Genomic DNA, 25,655 nt, shown 5'->3' on the forward strand with positions numbered 1-25,655 from the left:
CAATATCACGCGCCCAGGCCTTTGAGAATCAGGTTGACGATGATGGAATCATCATAGGCCATATTGACCTGACCGGTGCGGACAATGGTCAGTCCTTGCGATGGGATGATGTAAACCCGCTGTCCGCCAAAGCCGTCGAAAAAGGCGACATCGTCTGCGAGATAGGCTGCGCTATGCGTCACACTCAAGGGGTTTTGCGTGCTGTAGCGCCGCTTGTTGACATGCGGGGAGCCGAGCCAGATATGCAGGCCGTAATTGGGGTTTGTCGGTGCCGGTCTGATCATCTCGTCGAGCCATGTCTTAGCCAGAATCCGCTGGCCCTGAACGGTGCCGCGATTGCGGATCAATTCGCCCACGCGTACCCAATTATGGGGAGTGGTAAACAGGGCTGAAAAATAGTGCGGTGATCCGTCTTCGCGATCCATCCACAGTTGAGCAGGACCATTGCCAAGTGGACACCAAATTTTGGCTTCCAGATAGTCGGCATATTTCATGCCGCCATTTTTCTGCAAGGCCCGTTGCAGGGCCAGGCCGACAATCTGGCTGTTCGCATTATTGTAGCGAAATTCCTGCCCGGGTGCATCGATCAACGGGTGATCCAGCGCGACCGCGTTGATATCGGCAGCCAGCAGCAGTTCGAGAGACTTCAAACCGGGATCTTGAAAGCTGTAGAGCTTTATACCGCTTTCCATCTGCAGTAACTGGCGCAACGTTATTTTTCCGCGCGCATCGTCTTTCCATTCGGCGATATAGGATCCGACAGGATCGTCAATCGACGCGAAAATTCCGTCGTCTATCGCGATTCCCACCACCAACGCCAGCAGCGACTTATGCATCGAATAGCTGTCGGTGCGGGTCTGCGCGGAACTGTCGCCGGTGTAGCTTTCGTGGATCATCTTGCCATTTTTCATGACAATCAGGCCTACGCCTTTCTGGGCTTCGGAATATTTCTGTGCTGCAGAAAGCGCCACGCTGAGAGATCGGCTTAAATCCTTTTCGTTTTTCTCCAGCGGACGAACCGTGCATTTTTCGCCGATCGTGGTGACCGGCTGGTACAAGTCAACATTCAACACGCTAGCGCCCTTCAGGGCTTCAGCCGCCGCTTTGATATCGCGTTGTGGCATGGTTTTCGTCGCGTTGGCGGCGCAAGCAGAGAGGAACGAGAACATGGTTATCAAGAGGATCGCGCGTATCATATTCTAGTCCTTTGCAACCGAAACGCCGGCCATCGATTCCGGGCTGCGGCTGTCGCTTTGCGGTTTCAGATGCGAATCGAGAAAGTGGATGGTGGTTGCCAGAGCGTGGTCAAATCGTTCGGCAATGAGGCGCCGCCCCGGCCCGGGGCGTCCAAACATGCCATCGAAATAATGATCAACCTGGTCGCCGACCCACAACCACCGACTGCCTTTTGGAGTCGCATGATACGCCGCCTTGTGCTGTTTCCAGTCATCAATAAATCCCGGCAGGATATCCGCTGTGCCGGTGATGGTCAGACTGGGTGTCGCTATGGTGGACCACCCCTTGGCATCGATCATTTTTGCGATTGGACCGGGCGGAGACCAGGCCACCAGCGCATCAACGCCCATAATCGTCCGGTTTCGGCGCTGGCCATCGGGCTCGGTTGCAATCGCGCCAGCCGTCAGTTGGGCGATGAGAGCCCCATAGCTATGCCCCATAACCGCCTTTTTATCGGCATCGATCCTGATTCCGCGTTTGTGCAGCAGCTTTAATAGGGTCTCGGGGATTGTTGCCAGAAATGCCATTTCCTCGTTGCGGGTTTGCCAAATGACTTGCGGTCTTGGCTTGGGGTCCAGTTTGAGGATTTCGGCATCGCGATGGGTGGGGGCGATGATCACATAGCCGGCGGCCGCAACAGGGTGCAGCATCTTGCGGTAGCGGTCGGGACTGGCGAAATTGCCATGGGAAAACAAAACCACAGGATAGGCGCCTTTGCTTTCTGGCACGATGAGTGTCACCGGAAATGTCCGGCCGTCGGGACGGTCCAGTTCGGTTTGAATTTCTATTACCGCTGGCGGGTCGGGGCAATCGCCCGGCTGCTGCGCAAGAGCGGGGACAGGTCCAATCGCGAGCAACGCAATCCAGAGCGCAAGAGCAACGCGTATGAGGCCTCGGTGGTCGATCACGCCTTGCCGGTCAGGTCGCCAATAATCGTCTGGATAATGGCTCCGGTTTGCTGGTCCAGGCGCTTTTGCATGGCCTCGTCTGGCTGATAATTGTCAACCGCGTCGGTGACATCAATCCCCTTGTCCGCCAGAATCTTTTCCAGCACCATCTGGCGGTCGGTCAGCACGCAGACTTCCCGCATCAGGCTGATCAACGCCCGGCCGAGATTGTCGGTTTGTTCCGGCTGTAACAGCGGGCCTTCCGGGACGTTATAACTCCGCGGGTCATCACGATTGGGCCCACTCATCGCGGCTTTCTTCCCTGTACGACATGCGGATAAATGCCTTCTGCCGAAACATCGACAAATCCAGCCTTGCGGGCAATGTCGGCAAGATCAAGGCGCGCTGCTTCCCGCCAGAACGGCTCTCCGCCATATTTCGCGCCGCGATCCGCTTTCCAAACGCCGAGCTTGTCGAGATCCGCATAACGGGTAGCATCGGACATGATCATATCCCCGCCGGGTTCGAGTAGCCGATAGGCCTCCGAGAAGACCCTTTTGATGACATCCGCCGGGATTTCGTGGATCAGAATATAAGAGGCAACCAGATCAAAGCTCTCATCATCAAAACCGGTGTCTTCGGCGGCCCGCTGGTAGAGTTTCCAGCTCCAGTCATTGGCATTGGCCGTGCGATGGGCGTGCTCGAGCATGCGGGCAGACAAGTCAATTCCAGTAATCTCGGCGTCCGGATAAGTGTTGGCTAGTGCTGTGGTGAAATGACCGCTTGAACATCCCATGTCCAAAATGCGTTTGTAGCTCTCGCGGGGTGCCATTTCCGCCACCGTCTGGCGCTGGGCAAATATGCCACCGGGGAAAAAGCGGGCGACCATTTTTTTGTGAATAATCTCGCCATGCACATAACCCATATGGTCATGGCCATCCCATCCTCCGCTGGTGCGGTGGAAATGCACACCGTCCCAATAGTCCGGTAGATCAAATGCCGGATCGAGCGTGAGCGTGGCTGGGCCTTCGGTACAGGCATCAAGCACGGGCTGCAGATCGGGCTGAATTTCCTCAAAAGCCTCAATGGCAATCGCGCCGTGGCTGCGGCCATGCCAGTCACCCATCAGCCGTTGCGTGGCGTAAGCCGATGACGTGGACAGCGCCGCGTTGATCGCGTCGTCCCGGTCATCGAGATCGTCTGGCAAAGCCGCAATATCGATCTTCTGTTCGATTTCCGCGCCGACCTTTTGCAAGACCGGGCCGGCGGCTATGCCCATCTGGGCCAGAAAATCGACGGACGCTCGGCCGCGTTGCTTGAGTTTCGGATTTTGCAGTTCCATCACTAGTTTCCTTCGACGTCTTGTGCGGCTTTGGTTTCTTCTTCGGTGAGCTTGTAACCCGACAATATAAAAATTGCGATCAGGCCAAAAATTGCCGGCAGCCAGCTGACCGACATCAACAGCGCCATGTCGACATTGCCACCTTGCGGAACATCAAACGGCAATTTGTTGTTAAAGCCAGCGATCGAAAGCGCAAAACCGACGATCAACGGCCCGACTGCTCCAGTAAGCTTTTCGACAAAGCTGTATAGCGCCGTGAACGCACCCTCGCGCCGCACGCCGGTGCGTTTTGCGTCTGCATTGATAATGTCGGTCAGCATCGACATTGCCATCACAACATTACCTGTAAACGCGATCCCGACAAATGCCCCCCGCAGGACGATGGACCAGAGCGGCTCGCCTTCGCTCGCCAGAGACCAGCTCAGGGCATAGAAGATATTGACGCTCGCCGCGACATAATAGGTGTTCTTCTTGCCGAAGCGTTTTGAAAATTTGACGAGCAGCGGTGCGAAGATAATCGTCGAGATTGTAACAGTCGTGCCAAAAATCGCCAAGATGTTGAAATCGCGCTCAAGGCTCTGAACGAAAAAATAGGCAAAGGCTGCACCAGAGGTCTGAACGCCAAGCAGTTGCGCAAATTTGACACCGATCAAGCGCAGGAAATGGCGATTGCTGCGCACCGCATTAAACTCGTGAATCACCTGGGCTGTGTTGCTTTTGCTGCTCTTTTCGGCCCCGTTTGTAAAGCGCGCAGACGCGGTCGTGAAATAGGCGACAAGGGTGCTGATCAGGATCAATATGGCACAACCGACGCCGACAATCGCATAGCTTGACGGCTCGGTTTTACCGAGATGTTCGAGCACGACTTTCACGCCCGCTGTGGCGATGAAAGAGCCGAGCGAGATGAACACCATACGATAGGCGTGGATCGAGGATCGCTCATGGTAGCTGTCGGTCATCTCTGCAGGCATCGACATGTAGGGAATGTTATAGATTGTGTAGGCGAGGGCGTAAAAACTCAGGACAATGAAAATATAGAAGGCCGTGAGATACTGGTTCTCGAAGGACGGTGCGGTAAAAATCAGCGCAAAGCTGATCGCGCCGGCAATGGCGCCCCACAACAGAAAAGGTCTGCGCCGGCCTTTTGGCGATTCTGAAGCGGTCGCTCCAAACCCCAACCACCGGATCCGTCACGACATCGACCAGTTTGGCGAGGAAGATGACGAGACCCGCCAGCCATGGTTCGATTTGCAGGATACTGGCGGTGAACAACAGGATCAGACCGGAGACCCCGTTCATCAGCAAGGCGACACCGAAGGCGCCAGACCCCCAGCCCAGTTTCAACGAAACGGGCAGCGTGGTCGGCGTCGGAGCTGCCGAAGCTGGTGCTATTGTAGCCATGCGCTCTTAGTTCCCTTGTTGCGGTACAGGTTGCGGATCATCGGCGTCCCGCTGAATTGCGTTTATGATGAGATTGGGGATGTAGCTGTTGTCCCAGGGCTTGTCTGTGGGTGGGCGATCGCCTGTTCGCACGATGACCAGTTTTTGGGAGGGGACGATATATACGACCTGACTGCCATTGCCGTCGAACAGGAACAGATCCTGGTCGGCATAGGGCGCGCTGTGCAGGGTCTTGCCAGCGTCAATAGAGGGATTGAGCGGGCCGCGTCCCTTGACATAGGGGCCAGCAATCCAGACTCCGAGTCCGGCATGCGGGTTTTCTGCGGTCGCTGTCCGCATCTGACGGACATAGCCTTCGGGCAGCAATCGCTCACCGTCCCAGATGCCATCGTTGAGCAGCAGGATGCCCAGTCGCGCCCAAGTCTGACCGGGCAGTTGAATACAGCATCCGGCGTGCGCGGTGCCGGCGGGGCGGTTCACCCATACGGTTCCGCCTTGCGCTCCGATCGGGATGAGCAGCGCGTCACTGACATAATCATGATAGCGCTGGCCAGTGGCGCGCTCGATCAGCGGGGCGACCAATTCTGAGTTGGCATTGGCATATTCGTACCGGGACCCGGGCGCGTTGACCAACGGATAGTCATTGATAATGACCTCATCATGACGGGGATGCAGATAGGCGCGGTTGAGCACATCTTCAGGCCCCGTGCCGCGCGCCTGCGGCAATAAACCCGAACGCATGTCGAGCAAATGGCGCACGAGAATCTGCGATTTGCCGGGATCGTCTTTCCATTCGGTGATGAAATCAGCCGCCGGCTGGTCGAGCGATCGGATATGGCCTTGCTCGATCGCACGGCCGATGATGATCGCGGTGAGCGGTTTGGCCAATGACTTGGCATTGATCAGCGTGTCACCGTCCGCGCCGCCGAAATATCGCTCTTTTACCAACGCACCGTCATGCCACACCAGAAAGGAGGAACTGTTGCGCTCTCCGGCAAATTTTTCGGCCTGATTCAGAGCGTTCGCGGTGATCCGCGGTGCAGCGGTCGGCAGCGGCACATCGCCAGGTGCGCCGCGCACGGTTTCCAGAGGATCATAGGCCGGCAGTCCGCCGCCGGCGATCGCCGCATTTTGCTGCGCTTGGTAGCGTTGCATGTAGAGCGCCTCTTCACCGGCCTTATCCATCGCGGGGGGCTGGGCGCTGACACAACCGGCAATCGTCAAAGCAAGCGGCAAAAGAAAAAGGGCCGGTTTAGTCCATAAGGTCAATTGTCATCCCCTTGTTTTCCTGTTCAGCCATTTGCCACACCGCATGGGCGGCCGCCAGATCCTGCGACGCGACACCCAGTGACTTGTAGAGCGTGATTTGCTCGGCATCGTCGCGGCCGGGTGTGTTGCCGTCGGCTACGGCGCCAATTTCTCCGGCGATATGGTCTTCGGACACTATTTTCCGGTCGATGGCTCCAAGCAATTCACCCGCAGCGGCCAGCGCTGCTTCGCGATAGTCGACATAATATTTCGATCGTGCAACTGTCGCATCATCCACTTCCGCAGCGGTGGGGATTGCCGAGCCAACCAGATTCAGGTGCTGGCCGGGTTGCAGATCCTTGCCAAAAACAACCGGTTCCTTCGCGGCCGTCGTCGTGCAGATCACATCGGCATGGGCGAGGGCGTCTGCGGTGGTTGGCGCGGCGATCGCTGTAACACCCGTGTCGACGGCGATTTTTTTGACGAACCGATCGGTGCGCGCGCCGTCTCGCCCCCAGACTGTGACATGATCGATCGTGCGTACGGCCAGCATGGCGTGGACATGGCGCATCGCTTGTTCTCCCGTTCCGATAATCGCCAGTCGCCGGGCATCTTTGCGGGCCAGCAGATCGGTGGCTAGTGCGCTGGCGGCGGACGTACGAATGGCGGTCAAGGAACTGCCTTCGATCATCGCGAGCGGGATGCCCTTGGCGCTGTCAAACAGCATCACCATGCCGACATGCGTGCCAAGCGGGTCGTCCTGCGGGCGGTCATATTTGCACACCAGCTTGATCCCAAAGCAAGCCGGATCACCCAGGGTGCCCGGCATGATCGCGAGTTTCCCAGGCGCATTGGGCACCGGCATGAATTGCCGGATTGGCAGGGTCACGTCGCGCCGCGATGTCGCGACCATGGCGTCTCGCATGACCGCCACACAATCATGGACCGGCAACAGCCGCTCGACCATGGATTGGGAGATGATCCGCATCAACCAGCGTCCCGGGGCGGCAGAAACCGCATTTTGTCCATCACGTCCTGCACATTGTCAGGGCGGTCAAACGGTTCCGGCATGGGATCGCCGGGCTGCCGGTCCCTGCCGATCGCATAGAACCAGTCTTCGAGACCGGGAGGGAAGAAGACCCAGAACATTTTGAGATCACAATCACCGGTATTCTTGATCCAGTGGGTGCAGTTTCGCGCGAACAAAATTGTCGTGCCAGGCACAAACGATGTGACCACGCCGTCGATATCGACTTCGCCTGTGCCCTCGTAGACAAAGACCAGCTCGTGATTTTGCTTGTGGCCATGTTCGCGAACCATGCAGCCTGGCGGCATGACCTGAACGCCGCTGGAAAATGTGTCATAGGGCATATTGTCGGGCGTGAGATTGACGTCGACATAACCGCGCGAGGGCATGGGTTGCCAAAGGGATCGCCCTTCATCAGGGCCCACGATGACCGAACGTCCCTTTGTAATGTCATGCGCCATCATGGCCTCCTTATGTCGTCCCTATGTCTTCAAAAATTCCAGCACCCGCGCGTTGTAGGACGGTGTGGATGCGATGGGACAGAAATGGCCGCCGCGTTCCAGCAAATGGGTCTCGCTGCCGTTGATGAGCTGACCCATTTCCTCGGTAAAGCCAGGCGGCGTGATCTGATCATCTTGCGCGCCAATGCACAGGGTCGGGACCGTGATCTTGTGCAAGCGGCTGCGCAAATCATGGGTATAGACGGCATTGATGCGCGACAGCTCGACCTCGAGACCAGGAAATGCGGCCAGCCGTTCTTCCATAAAGGCCCGGGCGGACGTCATCTGCGGCTGCAGGGTCGCGCTCGGCATGGCGAGATAGGTTCCGATCGTCAGATAAGCCAACGGTCCGCAGCTGATCAGAATCTCGCGGCGGGTTCTGAACAGCTCGGTGAGATAGGTATCGGGACCGGCCCAGCTGCACGACAGGACCAGTTTTTTAAGACGGTCCGGCCGATCCAGTGCGATATGCTGACCGATCGCTCCGCCGGTCGAATGGCCGACTAGGCTGGCCTGCCCAATATTCATCGCATCCATCAGCGCCAAGACATCTTGCGCCATATGCTCGGCACCATAGACGACCTTGTCCGGGGTGCTGTTGCCGCAGCCCCGATGGTCAAAGGTGATGACCCGAAAATGCGCGGCAAATGCCTGGACCTGATTGGTCCAGAATGCGCCGCGTCCGCCCAGTCCGGCCACCAGCATGAGGTCAGGGCCGCTGCCGGTGGTCTCGACATGGATTTCCGCATCGCCCACATTGATCCGCTGGATATCGGTCGGAATGGTGCTCATAGGGCTGTGAACACGGTTTTGGTGTTGAGATAGTTTTCCAGGCCGTCTTTGCCATTTTCACGACCGATCCCGGATTGCTTATATCCGCCCAACGGTACGTCCCAGTCGGCGCCCATCACCGCATTGATGCACATGATCCCGGCCTTGATCTTGCTGACCATGCGATGTGCGGTCGAAATATCGCGCGTCCATACCGCCCCGGCCAGTCCGAATTGCGTGTCATTAGCCAAGCTAAGCGCTTCCTCTTCAGTCTTGAAGCTCTGGGCGACCAGCACAGGGCCAAAAATCTCTTCCTGCACCACTTTCATGCTGTTGTTGGTCTGATCGATAATCGTCGGCTCGAGAAAATAGCCTTCATCGCCATAGCGAACCCCACCGGAAGCGATTTCAGCGCCTTCTTTCTGACCCGCTTCGATATATCCACTGACTCGTTCAAATTGCTTGGCAGACACCAGCGGCCCCATCATGCTTTCTTCGTCGAGACCGGGGGCCAGTTTCATCGATTTGCCGACCGCAGCAATGCCCTTGATCACTTCCTCTTTCACATCTTCATGCACATAAATCCGCGAAGGGGCAGTGCAAGTCTGACCGCTGTTGAAGAAGATTCCCATGGCCGAAGCCGGAATAACCTTTTCCAGGTCGGCATCCGGCATGATGATATTGGGCGACTTGCCGCCCAGTTCCAGCGTCACTTTGGTCAGATTTTCTGCCGCAGCATGGGCAATCACCTTGCCGGTCGCGGTCGAACCGGTAAACGCGATCTTGTCGATATCCGGATGATTGACGAGCGCATTGCCAACGGTGTGACCATAGCCGGTGACAATGTTCAACACGCCTTCCGGAAGACCGGCCTCGAGCGCCAGTTCGCCCAGCCGCAGCGCCGACAGCGAGGTATCTTCCGCGGGTTTCAGAACGCAGGTACAGCCTGCGGCCAGAGCGGGGCCCAATTTCATCGCTGCCATGACCAACGGATAATTCCATGGCACAATCAAGGCGACGACACCCACTGGTTCTTTCACCGTATAGACATGATGGTCACCGGGAAGGTTGATCGTGTGTGTGGTGCCCTGGATCTTGTCGGCCCAGCCCGCATAATATCGGAACGCACCGATTGATGCGAATACGTCGCCGCGCGCGAAATTTATCGGTTTGCCGTTGTCGAGTGTCTCCAGCTGCGCCAGTTCCTCGGCGTGACTCTCCATGAGATCTGCGATTTTATGGATGACCCGCGAGCGTTCGCCCGGCTTCATTTCGGGCCATGCCCCGGCTTCAAAGGCCGTTCGCGCTGTCGCAACCGCGTGGTTGACATCCGCCTCGCTGGCATCGCCGATTCCGGAAATGCGCTGTCCGTCGGCTGGATTCACCACGTCAATCAAGGCGTCACTGCCGGCATCTTGCCATTGGCCGCCGATCAACAGTTTTTGACTTTTGCCGATGAATGATTCTGTTTCTGGAGCGAGGGTAATCAAGGCCATTAAAGAGTCTCCGTTTCCATTTTTCTTATCATGTTCTGATAGGGTTTAAGCGCCAGCAATACGAGCGCCAGGCCGACGAGCATGGTCGTCGGGGGTGCCAGTGCCAGGGACTGGTCAATCGCGTCGGGCGATTGGAATATTCTGTCGGTCAGCCAGGCAACAAGCAGCGGCCCGGCCGAATAGCCGAGCAGATTGGCAATCAGCAAATAGATGGCGATAACCTGTGCGCGCATGCGATTGGGGGTGATAAGCGGAAAGGTCGAGACGCCAGCGCCGAACGGGACGGTTCCGAAGAACAGTACCAGGGCCAGCAACGCCAATGCGATCCAGGGTGACGAGACCAATGGAAAAGCGATCGCGAATGGCAGGGCACAGACGATTGCCATCATCGGCAAGCGCAATGTGGCGTCATTGCTGCCATTGGCGAGCATCCGCTCCGCTGCAAACCCGCCAGCGATCACGCCGGCCAGTCCGCCAATCATGACCACCGGACCAAAATACTGACCGACTTCGAGTTGGGTCCATGCATGAACGCGGATGAAATAGCTCGGTGCCCAGGCGCCAATGCCGAACTGGGCGGCGGCAAAACAGGAGAAGCCGAAAAAAGCGGAAAGAATACCGTTGCATGGGACCGGATGAAACTCAGGATTTCCAGCGCTGGTGGTGCGTCCTCGGCGGCCAGCACGACATTGCCGTCCTTGCGAGCCGGTTCACGGATCAGCAAGAGACATAAAAAGACCGGTACGCTGAGCAGGGCGACCGCAAAAAAGGTAAGTTGCCAGGGCTGGAACGTCCCAAATGGTAGCGTCGTCGGACCGAGTTTGACCAGTTCTGCATATAGATAACCGCCAATGATTAGCGCCAAACCTGACCCCAGAAATCCGGTGCCGGTAAATACGCTGATCGCGGCCGGCAGCTTCTCTTTTGGGAAATAATCGCTGATCATCGAAAATCCCGCTGGAGACAGGGTCGCTTCACCAACGCCGACCAGCATCCGGGCAAAGAACAGAAAAGCGAAGCCCATGGCCAATCCGCTCCCGAAGGTTGCCGCCGACCATATGATCAGGCCGCCCAATATTACCCATTTGCGATTGTGGCGATCGGCCAGCCACGCGAGCGGAATGGCCATCACCGCGTATAGCAGTGCAAAGGAGAAGCCTTGGAGCAAGCTGATCTGAACATCGGAAAGCCCAAGGTCGGCCTTGATCGGGTCGACCAGCAGATTGATGATCTGGCGATCAATATAGCTGACAATCCCCGCGAAGGACAAAGCGGCCACGACCAGCCATGATCGCACGGGCGACCATGAAGACTTGTCTAGCGGTCCGGCTTGAGAAGCCGCGCTTGCGTCCAGTGATGATATATTTGTGTTCATCTATAAAGGGCATATGATTTCATTGCGTTAGGCACATGGCAAGAAGCGTATTTAACCGTCAGCCGGATAAGAAGATTAGCTGCTCTCGTTTTCAGAACCATGCTACCGCATGACGAGCATATGAAAATGGAAGCGAACATGGTGACAAGCGCCGAGAAAAACCCATTGGAACAGTTGGTTGCGATTTGTGGCCGTGACGCTGTCACAACCGATCCCGCTGACCTCCGTTTTTTCTCTCAGGACCTTTTTTTGAAGGCGCAATACCGGTTGCTGTCGTCAGCCCCGCCGACAGAGAATCGGTCGCAGCCATTGTCCGATTGTGCCGGACATCGGGGTTGGCGCTTTTCCCCCGGGGCGGTGGGATGTCTTATACCAATGCGTTTCAGCCTCATGCCGACAATGCGGTCATGCTCGACTTTTCCAATCTGGCGGCCATTCGCGAGATTGCGGTCGACGATGGTCATGTGACGGTCGAAGCGGGTTGCACCTGGGCCGATCTCGATGCCGCGCTTGCGCCACATGGCCAGCGGGCGCGGTTCTGGGGGCCCATGTCGGGCGGCGCCGCGACCGTTGGGGGCTCTCTCAGTCAGGGGTCGATCACCTTCGGTTCGGGAACAACCGGTGCGTCCGGCAATGCGGTCAAAAGTTTCGAGATTGTGACCGGAACCGGTGCGATTGTTCACAGCGGTTCGGACGGGACCGCCGGGACATCCCCGTTTAACCGGAATTTTGGTCCGGACCTGACCGGGATATTTGCCAATGATGCTGGCGCGCTCGGCATCAAAACCGCAATCACGCTCGAAATCGAACCGCGTCCGGCACAAGTCAGCGGGCTGTCCTTTGCCTATGATGATTTTGATGCGATGGCGAAACTATTTGCGGCGCTTTCAGCGCGTCGGCTGTCTTCAGAAATGATCGCAATGGACGGCGATGTTGCTCGCCAAAATGCCGGACCGGCGGATCTTCTGGAAGATGCCAAGGCGATGTGGCGCATTGGCCAGGCGGCGGGGAATCCCGTGGCGGCCATCGGCCGGATGATCAAGATCGCGATGGGCGGCCGCCGCTTCCTCGATCGCGCCAAATATACCGCCCATTTTGTCGTCGAAGGTCGGGATCAGGCCGAGCTCAAAAGCCGGATAAACGCCATACGCAGCTTTGCGATGACCGGAATCGAGATCGTCAACACCGTGCCCTTGATGACCCGCGCGGCGCCGTTTCCGGCTCTACCGGTGACGCATCCGGATGGCCGCCGGATGTTGCCTATTCATGGCGTCTTCCCGCATTCTGCGCTGCATGATTTTCATGTTGAATATAGCGCGCTGAAGTCGCGTTTCGCAGACCGCATGGAACAGGCTGACGTGACCGTTGCAGAGTTTTTTGCCGGCATTGCCGGGATTGGCCTGCTCTACGAACCGGTATTCTATTGGCCCGATGCGCTGTACGATTATCACGATCGGTTGACGCCGGATTATCTCGCTGGAAAAATGCCGGAATATCCAGAAAACCTGACTGCCAGAGAACTGGTCGGCGAGTTTACGGCTGCGTTTAATGCGCTGGTTCACGACCATGGCGGCGGCCATTTCCAGATCGGTCGGCTATATCCTTATGCGGAAAACCGCGAAGGCGGAGCCGCCCAGTTGTTGCACGATCTGAAAAAGGCGCTCGACCCTGATAATATTATCAATCCAGGAGCTTTGGGACTGTGATCAACAAGACCACCAAAATTGCAATAATCGGCGGCGGCATCGGGGGACTGGTAGCGGGAATTGCATTGCAAAAACAAGGCTTCGCGCCCCGCATCTATGAGCGCGCACCGGCATTTGGCGAAGTCGGAGCCGGCATATCCATGTCGCCAAATGCCACATTGGGTCTGGAGTCGCTAGGCTTTCAGGGCCGGATGACCGATCTTGCCAATGAACCGCTGGAACAGCGCCTATATCATGGCGAGACCGGGGAATTGCTCAAGACATTTGACCGACGCCGGTGCCGGGAGACCTACAAGGCGGCATATTATCAACTCCACCGCGCCGACCTTTTGCAGATGCTGATCGAAGCCTTCGGTTGCGAAAATTGTGCGATGGGCAAATCGCTTGCATCGATCGACAGCGGCGCAGATCAGGCCACGCTCCGGTTCGAGGACGGCACGGTCGAAACAGTGGATGTTGTCATCGCCGCTGATGGATTGCGATCGACCGTGCGTGATGCCCTGTTCGACAGTGACCCACCTGAGTTCAGCGGCCATGTCGCCTGGCGCGCGCTGGTGCCGGCCGATCAGCTCGATCCGAAATCGGTTGAACGGCTCAACATCAATCACCTTGGGATGGGGCGCAACATTGTCAGCTATCCCGTCCGGGGAACCGATCTTGTCAATATTGTCGCGCTGACCAAGGCCGAGGACTGGGCGGAAGAAAGCTGGACTGCCAAAGCTGAGAAAAGCGAACTGGCGCAACATTATGCGGGTTGGGCGCCTTACGTGCAGGGCTTGCTGGAGGCGATACCGGGTGACGAACTCTATCGCTGGGGGCTTTTTGTCCGCAAGCCGCTCGACAACTGGATCAGTGGCCGCACGGTCTTGCTTGGCGATGCGGCGCACCCGATGCTGCCCTATATGGGGCAGGGGGCCTCCAGTGCGATTGAAGATGGCGTCATTCTCGGGCGCGCTTTTGCGGAAGCGAAGACCGCCGATCAAGCGCTCAAGATTTATGCAGACACCCGGCTGGAGCGGGCGTCATTGCTGCAGGCGGAGTCCAATCTCGGCGGGGAGCGCCTGCAGGCTTTGGATCCTTATGCGTTTCGCGATGCTCCGGTGAAGAACGAAGATGCGCTTGGAATTTTCGCTTATGATCCGGTGACGGTGCCGCTTGTCAAATAGGTCAGGCGGGTTTCGTCGCGATCAGCGATTGCAGGAACTCGTTTGAAACCGCAGGGCCCGGCTCGACTGCAAATCCGACGGCTTCGAGGATTCCCTTGAAGTCACTCGCAACGAAAGCTGGCGAATAGGGTTCGCAATTGTCGCGGCTGTCATTGTCAATCATGAACCGATAGCCGGGAGGCACCTGGCCCTTGTCATTGTTCGGGAACTCGAAAATCGAAAACACGCCGCCAGGCCGCAAGATCCGGAACATTTCAGCGATGATTTCCTTCATCTTCTTGACCGGCACTTCATGAAACAGGATATAGGCGTGCACCATGTCGAAGTGATCGTCGGCATAGCCGCTATCTTCCGCCAGCGCCTGTTTGAAATTGACGGTCTTGTCCCGTTGGACGGCACGCATGTGCGCATATCGGATGAGCGGCAATCCGACATCCAGTCCCCAGATATCCGCTTGCGGATACAGGTCCCTGAACACGGTTGTGGACTGACCAATGCTGCAGCCCACGTCAAGGATGCGGTCAACCTTGCCATCTGCCGGCTTGGTTGCTTTCTCCGCCAATTCAATGTGGAGTTCGTCCTGATCGTTAAAACCCTCGTAGAAGATCTTGGTGCCATAATGGAAGACCGCTCCGCCCAGGGGATCATCGGTATAGCCGCCCGGCTGGCAATGAATTTCGCACCGGGTATATTGGGGTGGCTCGAAATCAGGGTCATAGTGGATATTGTCGGGGTGGGATTGCTCCGCAGCTGCCATATCTGCCATGATCTTGTCTGCGTTGCGCAGGAAAGATTTTCGGGTTCCGCGCCACATCATCTCTTGTTGCGACCGAACAAAGCGCTGCCAGGTGGGCGTGAAAGGCACGGTTGCGAAAACCTTCCTGATCTCATCCAGCGGCAATTCCTCGTCGTCAGCAGGCGTTGCAATGGCACCGGTTTCTAGCGCTTTTCCAAGTGCGGCTTCGCCGTTGGCCGCCATCACCGGAAAGCCTTTCTGGATGGCAAATTTTCGGAAAGACGTAACAAATTCCAGATAGCTTTCATCGGCCAGTTTCGTTGGGCGGGGCAAGACGCCAATATTTCCGCGGTCCATAATTTTCGCTCCTATTCGATATCTACTTTGTCAGCCAAATCATGGGTCGGACGGCGCAGAAAGGCTCCGAAAACCCGTTCAACAAATGCGTCCCGTTCGGCGGCTCTCACCGCAATCTCTGCATCATCCGGCAAATGGGCTTCGATTTCGTCGCTGACGTCAATGCCCTTGGCGGCAAGGATCTTCTCCAACACGATCACCCGGTCGTGATGCGTCCAAACCGTGGCCGACAATTCCAGCAGCGCATCGAGCATATTGTCGATTACGACATTCTCGAAATAAACGCGGCCATTACCCTCGATCTCATTGCCAAGATTTTCAGGTATATCTATTTTTTGCGACTCGTCGGTCATTTTTGGTCATCCGTTTTATCCAGACTTGTTCATGCCCGTTGCGCTTCTGTCGCTCAAAGGCGACCATGAATATATCCGCGCAATGGATATGAATCACAGCTAGAGTAACTTATCGCTGGAAATCGGCAAGGGAGAGATTATGACCACCGCATTTGACAACTATGCCGATTTATACCGGTTTGCGATTGAGCAGCCCGAGCGATTCTGGGGACAGGCGGCCGAACAGCTCAGTTGGACCAAGAAATGGGACAAGGTCGTCGGGCCGGGAGAGGGATCGATACCGCGCTGGTTTGGTGGCGGGGAGCTGAACGCCTGCTATAATTGCGTTGATCGCCATGTTGAAGCGGGTTTTGGCGAACAAGCCGCGATCCTTTACGAAAGCCCGGTCACCGGGATATCCCGACGGTTGAGTTTTGACGACCTTCAGCATGCTACTGCAAAGCTGGGCGGGGCTTTGCGCGCACGGGGAGTTGAAAAAGGGGACCGGGTGTTAATCTATATGCCCAATTCTCCGGAAGCGGTCATCGCCATGCTGGCTTGTGCCCGGATCGGGGCAATCCATTCTGTCGTGTTCGGCGGGTTCGCGGCGAAGGAATTGGCGGTCCGGATCGATGATGCCACGCCCAAGATCGTCATCGCAGCCTCATGCGGCGTGGAGGGCGCGAAGATTTTGCCATACCAGCCCATATTGGAAAATGCCTATGCCCTTGCCACGCATGAGATCGATGCGACGATCTTCTGGCAAAGGGAACAGGGGGAAGCCGATCTCGCCCGTGGCAGTGCGTTCGACTGGTCGGACGAACTGGCCAAAGCGCAATTGGCGGACTGCGTGCCGGTCGCCGCGACGGATCCGCTTTACATACTCTACACATCGGGAACGACGGGACAGCCCAAAGGCATTGTCCGCGATACGGGCGGTTATTTGGTTGCTCTCGCGTGGACGATGGAGGGGCTTTATGATTGCCCTCCAGGGCAAGTTTACTGGGCGGCCAGCGATGTCGGCTGGGTAGTCGGGCATAGCTATATTGTTTATGGTCCTCTGCTGAATCGCAACCCGACGGTGATCTTTGAAGGCAAGCCGGTCGGCACACCCGATGCAGGCATATTCTGGCAGATCATGGCGAAACATAAGGTGCGCAGTTTCTTTACGGCACCGACTGCCATTCGCGCGATCAAGCAGGTCGATCCCGATGGTGGTTTGGCAACCACGCACGATTTGTCGGCTTTGCATGCCGTGTTTCTCGCCGGGGAACGAACCGATCCGAGTACGCTGGCATGGATCACCAATCTGGTGGGCAAACCGGTTGTCGATCATTGGTGGCAAACCGAGACCGGCTGGTCCATCTGTGCCAACCCGATCGGCATCGAGCAGCTGCCCGTCAAGCCCGGGTCGACCAGTGTTCCGATGCCTGGCTGGAATATTGAGTGTCTTGATGACCAGGGTCATCGCGTCGCCGCCAATGAAACCGGGGCGATCGTTGCGAAACTGCCATTGCCGCCCGGAGCGGCGCCGACTTTGTGGAATGCCGAAGACCGCTATATTGATGCCTATCTGGAGCGCTATGAGGGATATTATCTCTCTGGTGATGCAGGATATGTCGACGAGGACGGCTTTGTATTTGTAATGACCCGCATTGATGATGTGATCAATGTGGCAGGCCACCGTCTCTCCTCTTCCGCTATTGAAGAAGTGCTCAGCGCTAATGCGGCCGTGGCAGAATGCGCAGTGGTCGGCATTCATGATGATCTCAAGGGGCAGATCCCGGCCGGCTTCGTCGTGCTGAAAGCCGGTATCGATATCGAGCCGGAAGCCATGGTGCAGGCGCTGATCGCCGATGTGCGCCGCGAAATTGGGCCGGTGGCAGCGTTCAAGCAGGCTTATCTGGTGAACAAGTTGCCGAAGACCCGGTCCGGAAAAATATTGCGCAGGAATATCCGTCAGATCGCTGATGGGGAAGAACCGAAAATACCGGCAACAATTGAAGATCATGCAGTGTTGGACGAATATTTTCGTCTCTTTGATCACCGGACAGAGCGCGCATGAGCGGCGCGGATCTTAGAGCGAAACTCGCCGGCGACCGGATAATCGCTGCACCGGGAATCTATGACCATATGAGCTTGCTCATGGCCAACGAGATCGGCTTTGATGCGCATTATGCCTCGGGCTATTGGGGCACCGCGTCCGCCATGGGCGAACCGGATGTCGGGGTTGCTGGGTATAGCGACTTCGTTCGGATTTTCTCCGGTTTTGCTGCCAAGAGCAAAGCACCAATCATTGCCGATGCGGACACCGGCTTTGGCAGTCTTGCCAATCTGGCCCATGCCGTCAAAGGCTATCAGGCCGCCGGAATAGCAGCGATGCAGATTGAGGATCAGGGTTTTCCCAAAATCTGCGGACATGTCGGTCAGGCCGTTTCGGTGACAACAGATGAGATGATCCGCCGGATGCATGTCGCGGTCGAGGCGCGTGATGGGGGCGATATTCTGATCATTGCCCGAACCGACGCGCGCCGGACCGAAGGACTCGACTCCGCGATTGCGAGGCTCAACGCCTATGCTAAAAATGGAGCGGATATCCTGTTTCTCGAGGCGCCGCAGGATATCGAGGAAATCAGGGAAGCGGCTAGTCGAATCAGCAAACCGCTGCTGGTCAATGCCGCGCATGGCGGCTTCACCCCCATTCTCGCGCCGGCAGACTATCAGGACCTGGGTGCCAAACTGGTTATCTATCCGGCGGGGGCGCCGCTCGCCGCTGCGCAGGCGGCCAAAAATTTCTATGCCAATCTCAAAGCCGGCAATGCCAATAGCAAGGGCGAAGGCCATTTCGACTTTGGTGAAATGTCTCGCTTGCTCGGGATTGACGCTGTGGTTGCGATGCAGAGGAGGCATGGCGGTGCCTAGAGAGATTCGTGCGGCGGTGAGCGCTGGAAACGGCGCGCTTCCTGTGATCGAGACGCTGTTGCTGGATGACCCGTTACCCGATGAAATGGTGATTGCGGTCAAGGCTGCTGCTATTTGTCATACCGATATCGGAATATCGGAATGGGCCGAAACACCGCGTGTCTTCGGGCATGAAGGCGCGGGAACGGTCTTGGCTACCGGGACGGCTGTCCGGAAGTTCCAGCCGGGGGACCGCATTGTCGCGACGTTCGGATATTGTGGGCAATGCCGCAATTGCACCGATGATCATCCCGCCTATTGCTTTGACAATATCGCCTTGAACATTGATGGGCAGCGCCCGCGACCGGCGCTGATGCGCCCCGATGGCACAGAGATTGGTGGTGCCTTTTTCCAGCAAAGCAGCTTCGCGACCCATGCGCTGGTCACGGAGCGCAATGCGGTTCTGATTCCGGATGATCTGGATTTTGCATCGGCCGCGCCCTTGGGCTGCGGAATTCAAACCGGTGCAGGAGCGGTGCTAAACAATTTCGCGGCCAAAGCGGGTCGACCCTTGCTCGTCATCGGCTGTGGTGCGGTTGGATTGGCGGCGATCATGGCTGCCAAGATTGCCGGATGTGAGCCGATTATCGCCAGTGATATCCAGGCCGATCGATTGCAACTGGCCAGAAAATACGGTGCCGATGTCCTTCTCGCTGGTGATGATCCGGCTTTTGTTGATAAACTGTTCGTCGCGTCTGACGGCGGCGTATCCTATGCCCTTGACAGCGCTGGCACCCAGGCGACGTTCGAAACGGCCATTGCCTGTCTCCACCCGGGCGGTAATCTTGGCGTTTTGACATTGCCGGGTGGGTTTGAGGATTCGGTGCCGCATCCGGGTGGCCTGCCATTCATGACCACCAGCATGACCGGCATTATCGAAGGGGACAGCATTCCGGACAGTTTCATCCCGTGGATGATCGACCAACATCGCGCCGGCCATCTGCCTTATGACGAGCTGATCACGGAATATCCATTCGAGGATATTGCCGATGCTTTTGAGGCGCAGCGCAGCGGCGCTGTGATCAAGCCGGTTCTGACATTTGCCGACGCGGAAACCTGAAGGTAAAAAACATGAGCAATATTGAAGTCATCCGCACGGATAATGTCCCGACAATCATGGATATTCCGGTTGTCATTATTGGCGGCGGCGGAACCGGTCTTTGTGCTGCCCTGGCCGCTCGTGATGCAGGGGCTGAGGTGCTGGTGATCGAGAGAGATCGACAGCCGCTGGGCACGACGTCCATGTCGACTGGTCTGATCCCGGCGGCGGGAAGCAAGGTTCAGCAAGCCCATCAGATTGAGGATAGTCCTGAGCTGTTTGCCCAGGATATTGTCAAAAAGACCCAAGGCCAAGTGGACCAAGCTCTGGTGGCGCGTCTGACCGAACAATCGGCACAGACTGTTGACTGGCTGATCGAAGATCATGCCATCGCTCTCAGTCTGGTCGAAGGCTTTACCTATCCCGGTCACAGCGCGCTCAGAATGCACGGCATGCCCAGCCGATCGGGCGGCGAATTAATGGGGGCGTTGGCTGCGGCTTGCGAGACTGCCGGTGTCGACATCCTCACCGAGGCGACGGTCGATGCCTTATATGTCAACGCCGAAGACCGCGTTATCGCCGTCGCCGCCACCCGTCCAGATGGCGGTAAGGATATTGTCGGTTGTGCCGCCGTGATTTTTGCATCCTGTGGCTTCGCTGGCAATCAGGAGATGGTAGCCGACCTGATTCCGGAGCTTGAACATGCCACGTTTCACGGCCACCCGGGTAACAAGGGCCACGCCATTGCCTGGGGACAGCAACTGCGCGCGCGCATGGCTGACCTGAGTGCTTATCAGGGGCATGCCGGGCTGGCAGCCGGTTTCGGAATCCCGATCCTGTGGCCGTTGATTGTCGAGGGCGGCATTCAGGTCAATCGCGCTGGTCACCGGTTTTCAAATGAAGCGGCAGGCTATTCCGAGCAGGCGGTGAAAGTGCTCGAGCAGGATGGCCACGTCGCCTGGAGCATCTACGATGCGACCCGCCACCAAATCATGGAACAGTTTGACGATTATCAGCAAGCGAAATCAGCCGGTTGTCTGATCCGGGCAGATAGCCTGGCCGAGCTGGCCGATAAAACCGGAATAGACCCGGCGGGATTGCAAGCGAGTGTCGAGCAAACATGGACCCTGGTCAACAGCGGTGCTCCCGATGAGTTTGGTCGGATTTTCGCTGGCAAGAACAAGCTCGCACCGCCTTTCTATGCGGTTCGCGTGACGGGCGCCCTGTTCCATACCCAAGGCGGGCTGGAAGTCGATGGTGATGCAAGAGTGTTACGGGAAGATGGAACCCCGTTTCCCAATCTCTATGCCGGTGGCGGAGCCGCTCGCGGTATTTCAGGGCCCGGCGCCGATGGATATATCGCGGGCAATGGTTTGCTGACCGCAACAACATTAGGACGCTTGGCGGGAACCCATGCTGCGCGGCAAGTCACCGCCTAGGTCGTGCCATTGCCCGGCAGGCTGGCGGTAATGGCTTGAGCGGTTTGCTGCATCACCGGAAGAAACTCGTTGACCGCCTGGTCGGGCTTCAAGGCTGAAGCGAAATAGATCAGCGCCAGCGATCCCATCAAATCACCCTCGGAATCATTGACCGGTACCGCCAGCGAAGAGGTCTTTCCCGGCTCTTCGTTGTAGAAATTGCGGGCCTGCATAGCAAAGCCATCATCGCGGATCTTGTTCAGCACGACATCGTCAGAGACCATCAAGAGGCCCATTTTCGACGTCTCATTGTCGGTTGCCTCCCAGGCCTCGACAATTGTCTGCCGCTCCTCAACCGAACAATGCGCCAGATAGGCTTTGCCGGTCGCGCATTCAGCAATTGGCAGCGTATATCCGGGATAATAGTTTGAAAAGGTCAGCGAGGTCATCTTGTGGGTGGAATCGCGAACCATCATCCGGGTGCCGACCCGGGTGGCGAGAGAGACCGGCCAGCTGATGGCGCGGCACAAGGACTCGAGATGCGGGCGGGCGACTGCGACCAGCTGATCTTCCGCCTGAAACCCGGTGGCCAGCGTTTGTACCAGCGAAGTGACACGGTACCGCTTGCGCGCGGGCTCTCGTTCGATCAATCCTTCGTGCAACAATGTTTGCACAATCCGGCAGGCGGTCGGATAAGGTACATCGGCACTTTTCGAGATGTTCATCATGGTAATCGGTCCATCGCGGCTGATCGCGGACAAGACCGCTATACCGCGGGAAATTGCTCTGACAGGTACACCGCGTTCCATAACACCTCACTATCCGACAGGCGGATAGATAAGCGGAATGGGCGGGCTTTGGCAAGGTCTGTTTTCGCGCTGTCACCGGTTTTTCTGGTATTGTGATCGTAGCGATGCTTGACCCAGGTTGATTGTGAGTCATTTGGAGTCGAGGGTCGTCAATTGCCGTCGGCAAAGCGCGGAAACTTGTCTCCTGAAGGACCGCTCTCGGATTCATCAAGGCGGGCAGGATCACCAGACCAGTCCGGGGCAATTCTGTTAGATGCTCAAAACAATAATGATTCGTATTAGCAATAAATCGTGCACCGCGACATAATTCAAGGCTTTCCAGACTGCCACGGGAGAGAGGTCATTGCCTGAAAAGACAGCTCCCAGGCGGCCAGGCGCTGGGTTAAAGGCCGATAGGGAGAATCCGCAATTATCAATTGACAGCTTTGACGTCCTTTCTCTAATAAGAATGAGAATCATTCGCATTATCAATTAGTGAATGACAAGAGGGAAATATTCATGAAGCGAAATGCGGTCGGCGCACGCCGATTCACTGTTGCCTGCAGCTTGGCTGCGTTGACCTTTGCCCAGCAGGCCTGGGCAGCGAATGACGGCGAAGGGGTTTTTGAAGAAGACACGATCGTTGTGTCGGCTACGCGGGCACCGGTGGCGCAAGCCGATGCACCCGCTACTGTGACGGTGATCGACCAGGACCGCATTGCCGATGAGTTGGCGAGCGATGCGGCAGACCTCGTGCGTTTCGAGCCGGGTATCACTGTCCGTCGGGCCCCAGCACGCTTCGGCGCGGCGCTCGGGTCAACCGGCCGGGCCGGGAATGAAGATTTCAACATCCGCGGCATTGGCGGCAACCGAGTGCTGATCCAGGTCGACGGCATAAGGTCACCGCAGGGGTTCAGTTTCGGTGCGCAGAGCGTCGGGCGCGGCAATGCCAGTGATGTCGGCTTGATCAAATCGGTGGAAATTCTCCGCGGCCCGGCGTCGGCGCTCTACGGCAGTGATGGCTTGTCCGGCGCGGTCAGCTTCATCACTTCTGATCCGGTCGATTTCATTGCGGCCGGGAACAGCTTTGGCGGCTTTGCGCGGGCGCATTACAGCTCGGCGGATCAGGAATTTGCCGAAACGGTCGCTCTGGCTGGGCGGACCGGCAATTTTTCCGCCATGCTAGCCTATTCGCGTCGCGATTTTCAAGAGCTGGACAATCAGGGCACGATCGGTACCGCTGATGCCACGCGGACGACACCCAATCCACAGGATGGCGAGTCCAATGCGTTTCTCGGCAAACTGGTGTGGCAAAGGGATTTCCACAAAGTCCGGCTGACCGGAGAATATCTGGAGCGCGACGTGTTTTCCGACATTTTGTCCGGTCGGGGCCCGGTTTTCCTGTTCGGGCCGACGCCGAGCTGGATTGTTGATAGCCTGACCGCAAATGACGAAACCAAGCGCGCCCGCGCGTCGATCGACTATACGTTTGATTCCGGAGAGGAGGGTAGCGGGTTGATCGATTATGCCCATCTGGCTGCCTATTGGCAGGATGGGAAAGACCGGCAATTTGCCGATGAGGATCGCTCGCCAACCGGCGTCCAGCCGCGGCCCGATCGCGAGCGTCTGAACACGTTTGACAATCAGGTGTTCGGCGCGGTCGCCGATTTCCGTTCCTCATTCAACACCGGCGCAGTCCAGCACGTGCTGACCTTTGGTGCTGATATCAGTCAGACCAAGCAAGAAGGCATTCGGGATGGCGTGGAACCGCCATTTGGCGAAATATTCCCGTCCCGCGCTTTTCCGGTGACCGATTTTACGTTGGGCGGGATCTATCTGGGAAATGCCATTGCCTTTGGTGACGGTCTTGTGACCCTATATCCCGCCATCCGCTTCGACTTTTACGATCTTGACCCCGCCGCAGACGATCCGCTGCTGCCGACCTTCGTGCCGAGCGGTCAAAATGGTTCACGCCTGTCACCAAAACTGGGCGCAGTTGTGAAACTGGGCGATGTGCGGCTGTTCGGCAATTACGCGCAGGGTTTCCGCGCTCCGACCCCCAGTCAGGTCAACAATTTCTTCGAAAATCTGGCTTTTGGATATACGTCCAGGCCCAATCCTGATCTCACACCCGAAACCAGCGCGAGTTTTGAGGCGGGCATTCGCTACAATGCGGACGGCATCAATCTTGAGCTGATCGGTTATTATGCGGACTATGATGATTTCATCAGCCAGGAACAGGTGGGCGGCTCGTTCCGGCCTGGCGATCCGGCGGTGTTCCAGTTTGTGAATATTGCGGATGTGAAGGTCAAAGGCTTTGAAGTAAAAGCCAGTTACGAAGCCGATAATGGTTTTCGAACCCGCTTTGCCTTGGCGTTTTCCGATGGCGATACCGGCGTTCCCGGACAACCGGATCAATCGCTGTCCACCATTGATCCGCTCAATGCGATATTCGGCGTCGGCTATCGCGATCCCGGCGGTGCCTTTGGCGGCGAGTTGATTGCCAGCTACAACGCCCGAAAGGAAGCCAATGAAACCGTTGGCGTGTGCACTACGCCCTGTTTCCGGCCCAATGAGTCGATCATATTGGACGCAACCGCGTTCGTGCAGCTGACCGACGCTTTCAAGATCCGCGCGGGCATATTCAACATCACTGATAAAAAATATGCCCTGTGGTCCAGCGTCCGCGGATTGGCCGCAACGTCAGACATCACCGATGCCTTTACCCAGCCAGGACGAAATATCAGTGTTTCGCTCAGCGCTTCATTTTGACCATTCAGGAGGATTTCGCATGACCATCAAAACAACTTCAAAACTGGGCGCAGCGTTTTTTGCGATTGCGCTTCTGGCAACACCGGCAATGGCAGATGAATCTCGTCAGAAGATGACGACGACCCAGGCCCAGGTGACCTTTGATCAGGATCGCGCCGACATTCTGGCGATGGCTGGAGACTATAAGGTCAAATTTGACATGGCAGAGACCACCTCCTGGCGTGCGGACTATGAGCCGATCAAGGCAAAAATCTCGGGCGGTCATGAAAGCGTCCGGGTGATCAAGGATACCGGCAAGGAGATCGTCCTGCAGCATCTTCTGGTTGCCACATTCGAGGGCAAGACCTTCGTCATCAAACATTGGCGCCAGGACTGGGTCTATGAACCGGCGAAGGTGCTGGTTTACGCAGGCGCTGGCAAATGGGTGAATGAAGATATTCCCGAAGACGAGCGGGCCGGACAATGGTCACAAACCGTCTGGCAGGTGGATGACAGCCCCCGTTATGGCGGGGTGGGTGAATGGAAAACCATCAACGGTATCCGCAACTGGACGAGCAATCGCACAGCGCGGCCGCTCGCTCGCCGCGACGCGGTGCGCAATCCGGCTTACGACCATTATCAGGCGATCAACCGGCACCAGCCGATGCCAGGTGGCTGGATTCATTGGCAGGACAATACGAAGATGAAAATGGTCGATGGCAAGGCCATTCCCTATGTGCAGGAATCGGTTCTCAACACCTATCAGAAATTTGATGGCTATAAGATCAGTGCGGCGGATGATTATTGGGCCAAAACTCAGGATTATTGGGATCAGGTTCGCCGTGAATGGGATGTTGCTATCGCCAAAAATGGTGGGGTGACGGTGGAAGAAGAAGCCGCAACCGGCACGGTCATCAGCGCCCGCCTGCTGGAAATGGGCACCGAAATCTCGGAAGGGAAAATGACGGAAACGGCTGCGGTGAGCGAAGCCCGGTCGCTGATCAGGGACGCCACCAGCAAGCGCCCGGTGAAAACGGCGGTTCGGAAAAATACCGGGTCTACGGAATATTGATCGATCATGCCGGAGCGGCTATGCCCCTGTTTTTTAAAAGCCTCCC

The 25,655-nt window shown here is 57.0% G+C and carries 25 protein-coding genes; 9 read left to right on the plus strand and 16 right to left on the minus strand.

From position 1 onward, the window contains the following. Positions 1-5 precede the first annotated feature (5 nt). From ACZ1GS_RS04090 to ACZ1GS_RS04115, 6 genes are read right to left on the minus strand one after another with little or no spacing between them, the layout of a single operon-like run. Positions 6-1,196, minus strand: coding sequence for a serine hydrolase domain-containing protein (locus ACZ1GS_RS04090; protein WP_472697216.1), 1,191 nt, complete (start codon positions 1,194-1,196; stop codon positions 6-8). A gap of 3 nt (positions 1,197-1,199) precedes the next feature. Further along, positions 1,200-2,144, minus strand: coding sequence for an alpha/beta hydrolase family protein (locus ACZ1GS_RS04095; RefSeq protein WP_472697217.1), 945 nt, complete (start codon positions 2,142-2,144; stop codon positions 1,200-1,202). Continuing rightward, the gene (locus ACZ1GS_RS04100) at positions 2,141-2,431 is read right to left on the minus strand and encodes a hypothetical protein (protein WP_472697218.1); all 291 of its coding nucleotides are present in this window, start codon (positions 2,429-2,431) and stop codon (positions 2,141-2,143) included. Before ACZ1GS_RS04100 ends, ACZ1GS_RS04095 begins: the two co-directional genes overlap by 4 nt. Continuing rightward, a complete protein-coding gene (locus ACZ1GS_RS04105) occupies positions 2,428-3,465 on the minus strand; it encodes a class I SAM-dependent methyltransferase (RefSeq protein WP_472697219.1) in 1,038 nt (345 codons plus the stop codon). The genes ACZ1GS_RS04100 and ACZ1GS_RS04105 overlap by 4 nt, the downstream gene beginning before the upstream one ends. 2 nt (positions 3,466-3,467) lie before the next feature. Next, positions 3,468-4,562, minus strand: coding sequence for an MFS transporter (locus ACZ1GS_RS04110; protein WP_472698061.1), 1,095 nt, complete (start codon positions 4,560-4,562; stop codon positions 3,468-3,470). Continuing rightward, the gene (locus tag ACZ1GS_RS04115) at positions 4,453-4,764 is read right to left on the minus strand and encodes an MFS transporter (protein WP_472698062.1); all 312 of its coding nucleotides are present in this window, start codon (positions 4,762-4,764) and stop codon (positions 4,453-4,455) included. Before ACZ1GS_RS04115 ends, ACZ1GS_RS04110 begins: the two co-directional genes overlap by 110 nt. Between ACZ1GS_RS04115 and ACZ1GS_RS04120 the strand changes: the two genes are divergently transcribed. Further along, positions 4,685-4,876, plus strand: a complete 192-nt coding sequence (locus ACZ1GS_RS04120) for a hypothetical protein (RefSeq protein ID WP_472698181.1) — start codon at positions 4,685-4,687, stop codon at positions 4,874-4,876. The genes ACZ1GS_RS04115 and ACZ1GS_RS04120 overlap by 80 nt on opposite strands. Here ACZ1GS_RS04120 and ACZ1GS_RS04125 read toward each other — a convergent pair. The 7 genes from ACZ1GS_RS04125 to ACZ1GS_RS04155 are packed head-to-tail and all read right to left on the minus strand — an operon-like array spanning position 4,873 to position 11,283. Next, a complete protein-coding gene (locus tag ACZ1GS_RS04125; RefSeq protein ID WP_472697220.1) occupies positions 4,873-6,135 on the minus strand; it encodes a serine hydrolase domain-containing protein in 1,263 nt (420 codons plus the stop codon). The two genes, ACZ1GS_RS04120 and ACZ1GS_RS04125, sit on opposite strands and share 4 nt — an antisense overlap. Continuing rightward, a complete protein-coding gene (locus ACZ1GS_RS04130) occupies positions 6,119-7,102 on the minus strand; it encodes an ornithine cyclodeaminase family protein (protein WP_472697221.1) in 984 nt (327 codons plus the stop codon). The genes ACZ1GS_RS04125 and ACZ1GS_RS04130 overlap by 17 nt, the downstream gene beginning before the upstream one ends. Then, positions 7,102-7,605, minus strand: coding sequence for a cupin domain-containing protein (locus tag ACZ1GS_RS04135; protein WP_472697222.1), 504 nt, complete (start codon positions 7,603-7,605; stop codon positions 7,102-7,104). Before ACZ1GS_RS04135 ends, ACZ1GS_RS04130 begins: the two co-directional genes overlap by 1 nt. 18 nt (positions 7,606-7,623) lie before the next feature. Then, positions 7,624-8,433, minus strand: a complete 810-nt coding sequence (locus ACZ1GS_RS04140; RefSeq protein ID WP_472697223.1) for an alpha/beta fold hydrolase — start codon at positions 8,431-8,433, stop codon at positions 7,624-7,626. Further along, entirely contained in the window at positions 8,430-9,908 is a 1,479-nt protein-coding gene (locus tag ACZ1GS_RS04145) for an aldehyde dehydrogenase family protein (RefSeq protein ID WP_472697224.1), read from the minus strand. The genes ACZ1GS_RS04140 and ACZ1GS_RS04145 overlap by 4 nt, the downstream gene beginning before the upstream one ends. After that, positions 9,908-10,474, minus strand: a complete 567-nt coding sequence (locus ACZ1GS_RS04150) for an MFS transporter (RefSeq protein ID WP_472698063.1) — start codon at positions 10,472-10,474, stop codon at positions 9,908-9,910. The genes ACZ1GS_RS04145 and ACZ1GS_RS04150 overlap by 1 nt, the downstream gene beginning before the upstream one ends. Continuing rightward, positions 10,387-11,283 (minus strand): MFS transporter, encoded by an 897-nt coding sequence (locus ACZ1GS_RS04155; protein WP_472697225.1) that lies wholly within the window; start codon positions 11,281-11,283, stop codon positions 10,387-10,389. Before ACZ1GS_RS04155 ends, ACZ1GS_RS04150 begins: the two co-directional genes overlap by 88 nt. A 317-nt stretch (positions 11,284-11,600) precedes the next feature. Between ACZ1GS_RS04155 and ACZ1GS_RS04160 the strand changes: the two genes are divergently transcribed. Then, positions 11,601-12,989, plus strand: coding sequence for an FAD-binding oxidoreductase (locus ACZ1GS_RS04160; RefSeq protein ID WP_472697226.1), 1,389 nt, complete (start codon positions 11,601-11,603; stop codon positions 12,987-12,989). Beyond that, positions 12,986-14,155: an FAD-dependent monooxygenase gene (locus ACZ1GS_RS04165; protein ID WP_472697227.1), complete on the plus strand. Its 1,170-nt coding sequence runs from the start codon at positions 12,986-12,988 to the stop codon at positions 14,153-14,155. Before ACZ1GS_RS04160 ends, ACZ1GS_RS04165 begins: the two co-directional genes overlap by 4 nt. Before the next feature lies 1 nt (position 14,156). On the opposite strand, the gene ACZ1GS_RS04170 is transcribed toward ACZ1GS_RS04165, so the two are convergent. Beyond that, positions 14,157-15,248 (minus strand): class I SAM-dependent methyltransferase, encoded by a 1,092-nt coding sequence (locus ACZ1GS_RS04170; protein WP_472697228.1) that lies wholly within the window; start codon positions 15,246-15,248, stop codon positions 14,157-14,159. Between the two features lie 11 nt (positions 15,249-15,259). After that, positions 15,260-15,601 (minus strand): hypothetical protein, encoded by a 342-nt coding sequence (locus ACZ1GS_RS04175; protein WP_472697229.1) that lies wholly within the window; start codon positions 15,599-15,601, stop codon positions 15,260-15,262. Between the two features lie 139 nt (positions 15,602-15,740). On the opposite strand from ACZ1GS_RS04175, the gene ACZ1GS_RS04180 reads away from it, so the two are divergent. Genes ACZ1GS_RS04180 through ACZ1GS_RS04195 form a run of 4 tightly spaced genes read left to right on the plus strand, consistent with a single transcriptional unit; the run spans position 15,741 to position 21,019 of the window. Further along, complete coding sequence (locus ACZ1GS_RS04180; protein WP_472697230.1) at positions 15,741-17,645, plus strand: AMP-binding protein; 1,905 nt, start codon at positions 15,741-15,743, stop codon at positions 17,643-17,645. Beyond that, on the plus strand, positions 17,642-18,502 hold the full coding sequence (locus ACZ1GS_RS04185; protein WP_472697231.1) for an isocitrate lyase/PEP mutase family protein: 861 nt from the start codon (positions 17,642-17,644) through the stop codon (positions 18,500-18,502). Before ACZ1GS_RS04180 ends, ACZ1GS_RS04185 begins: the two co-directional genes overlap by 4 nt. Further along, on the plus strand, positions 18,489-19,601 hold the full coding sequence (locus ACZ1GS_RS04190; RefSeq protein ID WP_472697232.1) for an NAD(P)-dependent alcohol dehydrogenase: 1,113 nt from the start codon (positions 18,489-18,491) through the stop codon (positions 19,599-19,601). The genes ACZ1GS_RS04185 and ACZ1GS_RS04190 overlap by 14 nt, the downstream gene beginning before the upstream one ends. 11 nt (positions 19,602-19,612) lie before the next feature. Then, entirely contained in the window at positions 19,613-21,019 is a 1,407-nt protein-coding gene (locus ACZ1GS_RS04195; RefSeq protein ID WP_472697233.1) for an FAD-dependent oxidoreductase, read from the plus strand. On the opposite strand, the gene ACZ1GS_RS04200 is transcribed toward ACZ1GS_RS04195, so the two are convergent. Beyond that, positions 21,016-21,726: an IclR family transcriptional regulator domain-containing protein gene (locus ACZ1GS_RS04200; protein WP_472697234.1), complete on the minus strand. Its 711-nt coding sequence runs from the start codon at positions 21,724-21,726 to the stop codon at positions 21,016-21,018. The genes ACZ1GS_RS04195 and ACZ1GS_RS04200 overlap by 4 nt on opposite strands. A 579-nt stretch (positions 21,727-22,305) precedes the next feature. Here ACZ1GS_RS04200 and ACZ1GS_RS04205 point away from each other — a divergent pair. Together ACZ1GS_RS04205 and ACZ1GS_RS04210 are read left to right on the plus strand one after the other, a co-directional pair. Then, entirely contained in the window at positions 22,306-24,558 is a 2,253-nt protein-coding gene (locus ACZ1GS_RS04205; protein ID WP_472697235.1) for a TonB-dependent hemoglobin/transferrin/lactoferrin family receptor, read from the plus strand. Positions 24,559-24,577: 19 nt separating this feature from the next. Next, positions 24,578-25,609 (plus strand): DUF6607 family protein, encoded by a 1,032-nt coding sequence (locus ACZ1GS_RS04210; protein WP_472697236.1) that lies wholly within the window; start codon positions 24,578-24,580, stop codon positions 25,607-25,609. The last annotated feature ends 46 nt before the right edge of the window (positions 25,610-25,655 follow it).

It is taken from the genome of Parasphingorhabdus sp. W113 (assembly GCF_055693205.1).

What these genes read in the sequence shown, in the direction of transcription:
- ACZ1GS_RS04100 (WP_472697218.1), bottom strand. Translation starts at nt 2,431, where the DNA reads ATGAGTGGGCCCAATCGTGATGACCCGCGGAGTTATAACGTCCCGGAA.
- ACZ1GS_RS04185 (WP_472697231.1), top strand. Translation starts at nt 17,642, where the DNA reads ATGAGCGGCGCGGATCTTAGAGCGAAACTCGCCGGCGACCGGATAATC.
- ACZ1GS_RS04090 (WP_472697216.1), bottom strand. Translation starts at nt 1,196, where the DNA reads ATGATACGCGCGATCCTCTTGATAACCATGTTCTCGTTCCTCTCTGCT.
- ACZ1GS_RS04115 (WP_472698062.1), bottom strand. Translation starts at nt 4,764, where the DNA reads ATGAACGGGGTCTCCGGTCTGATCCTGTTGTTCACCGCCAGTATCCTG.
- ACZ1GS_RS04130 (WP_472697221.1), bottom strand. Translation starts at nt 7,102, where the DNA reads ATGCGGATCATCTCCCAATCCATGGTCGAGCGGCTGTTGCCGGTCCAT.
- ACZ1GS_RS04120 (WP_472698181.1), top strand. Translation starts at nt 4,685, where the DNA reads ATGACGAGACCCGCCAGCCATGGTTCGATTTGCAGGATACTGGCGGTG.
- ACZ1GS_RS04140 (WP_472697223.1), bottom strand. Translation starts at nt 8,433, where the DNA reads ATGAGCACCATTCCGACCGATATCCAGCGGATCAATGTGGGCGATGCG.
- ACZ1GS_RS04190 (WP_472697232.1), top strand. Translation starts at nt 18,489, where the DNA reads ATGGCGGTGCCTAGAGAGATTCGTGCGGCGGTGAGCGCTGGAAACGGC.
- ACZ1GS_RS04200 (WP_472697234.1), bottom strand. Translation starts at nt 21,726, where the DNA reads ATGATGAACATCTCGAAAAGTGCCGATGTACCTTATCCGACCGCCTGC.
- ACZ1GS_RS04170 (WP_472697228.1), bottom strand. Translation starts at nt 15,248, where the DNA reads ATGGACCGCGGAAATATTGGCGTCTTGCCCCGCCCAACGAAACTGGCC.
- ACZ1GS_RS04205 (WP_472697235.1), top strand. Translation starts at nt 22,306, where the DNA reads ATGAAGCGAAATGCGGTCGGCGCACGCCGATTCACTGTTGCCTGCAGC.
- ACZ1GS_RS04155 (WP_472697225.1), bottom strand. Translation starts at nt 11,283, where the DNA reads ATGAACACAAATATATCATCACTGGACGCAAGCGCGGCTTCTCAAGCC.
- ACZ1GS_RS04175 (WP_472697229.1), bottom strand. Translation starts at nt 15,601, where the DNA reads ATGACCGACGAGTCGCAAAAAATAGATATACCTGAAAATCTTGGCAAT.
- ACZ1GS_RS04180 (WP_472697230.1), top strand. Translation starts at nt 15,741, where the DNA reads ATGACCACCGCATTTGACAACTATGCCGATTTATACCGGTTTGCGATT.
- ACZ1GS_RS04135 (WP_472697222.1), bottom strand. Translation starts at nt 7,605, where the DNA reads ATGATGGCGCATGACATTACAAAGGGACGTTCGGTCATCGTGGGCCCT.
- ACZ1GS_RS04210 (WP_472697236.1), top strand. Translation starts at nt 24,578, where the DNA reads ATGACCATCAAAACAACTTCAAAACTGGGCGCAGCGTTTTTTGCGATT.
- ACZ1GS_RS04145 (WP_472697224.1), bottom strand. Translation starts at nt 9,908, where the DNA reads ATGGCCTTGATTACCCTCGCTCCAGAAACAGAATCATTCATCGGCAAA.
- ACZ1GS_RS04195 (WP_472697233.1), top strand. Translation starts at nt 19,613, where the DNA reads ATGAGCAATATTGAAGTCATCCGCACGGATAATGTCCCGACAATCATG.
- ACZ1GS_RS04105 (WP_472697219.1), bottom strand. Translation starts at nt 3,465, where the DNA reads ATGGAACTGCAAAATCCGAAACTCAAGCAACGCGGCCGAGCGTCCGTC.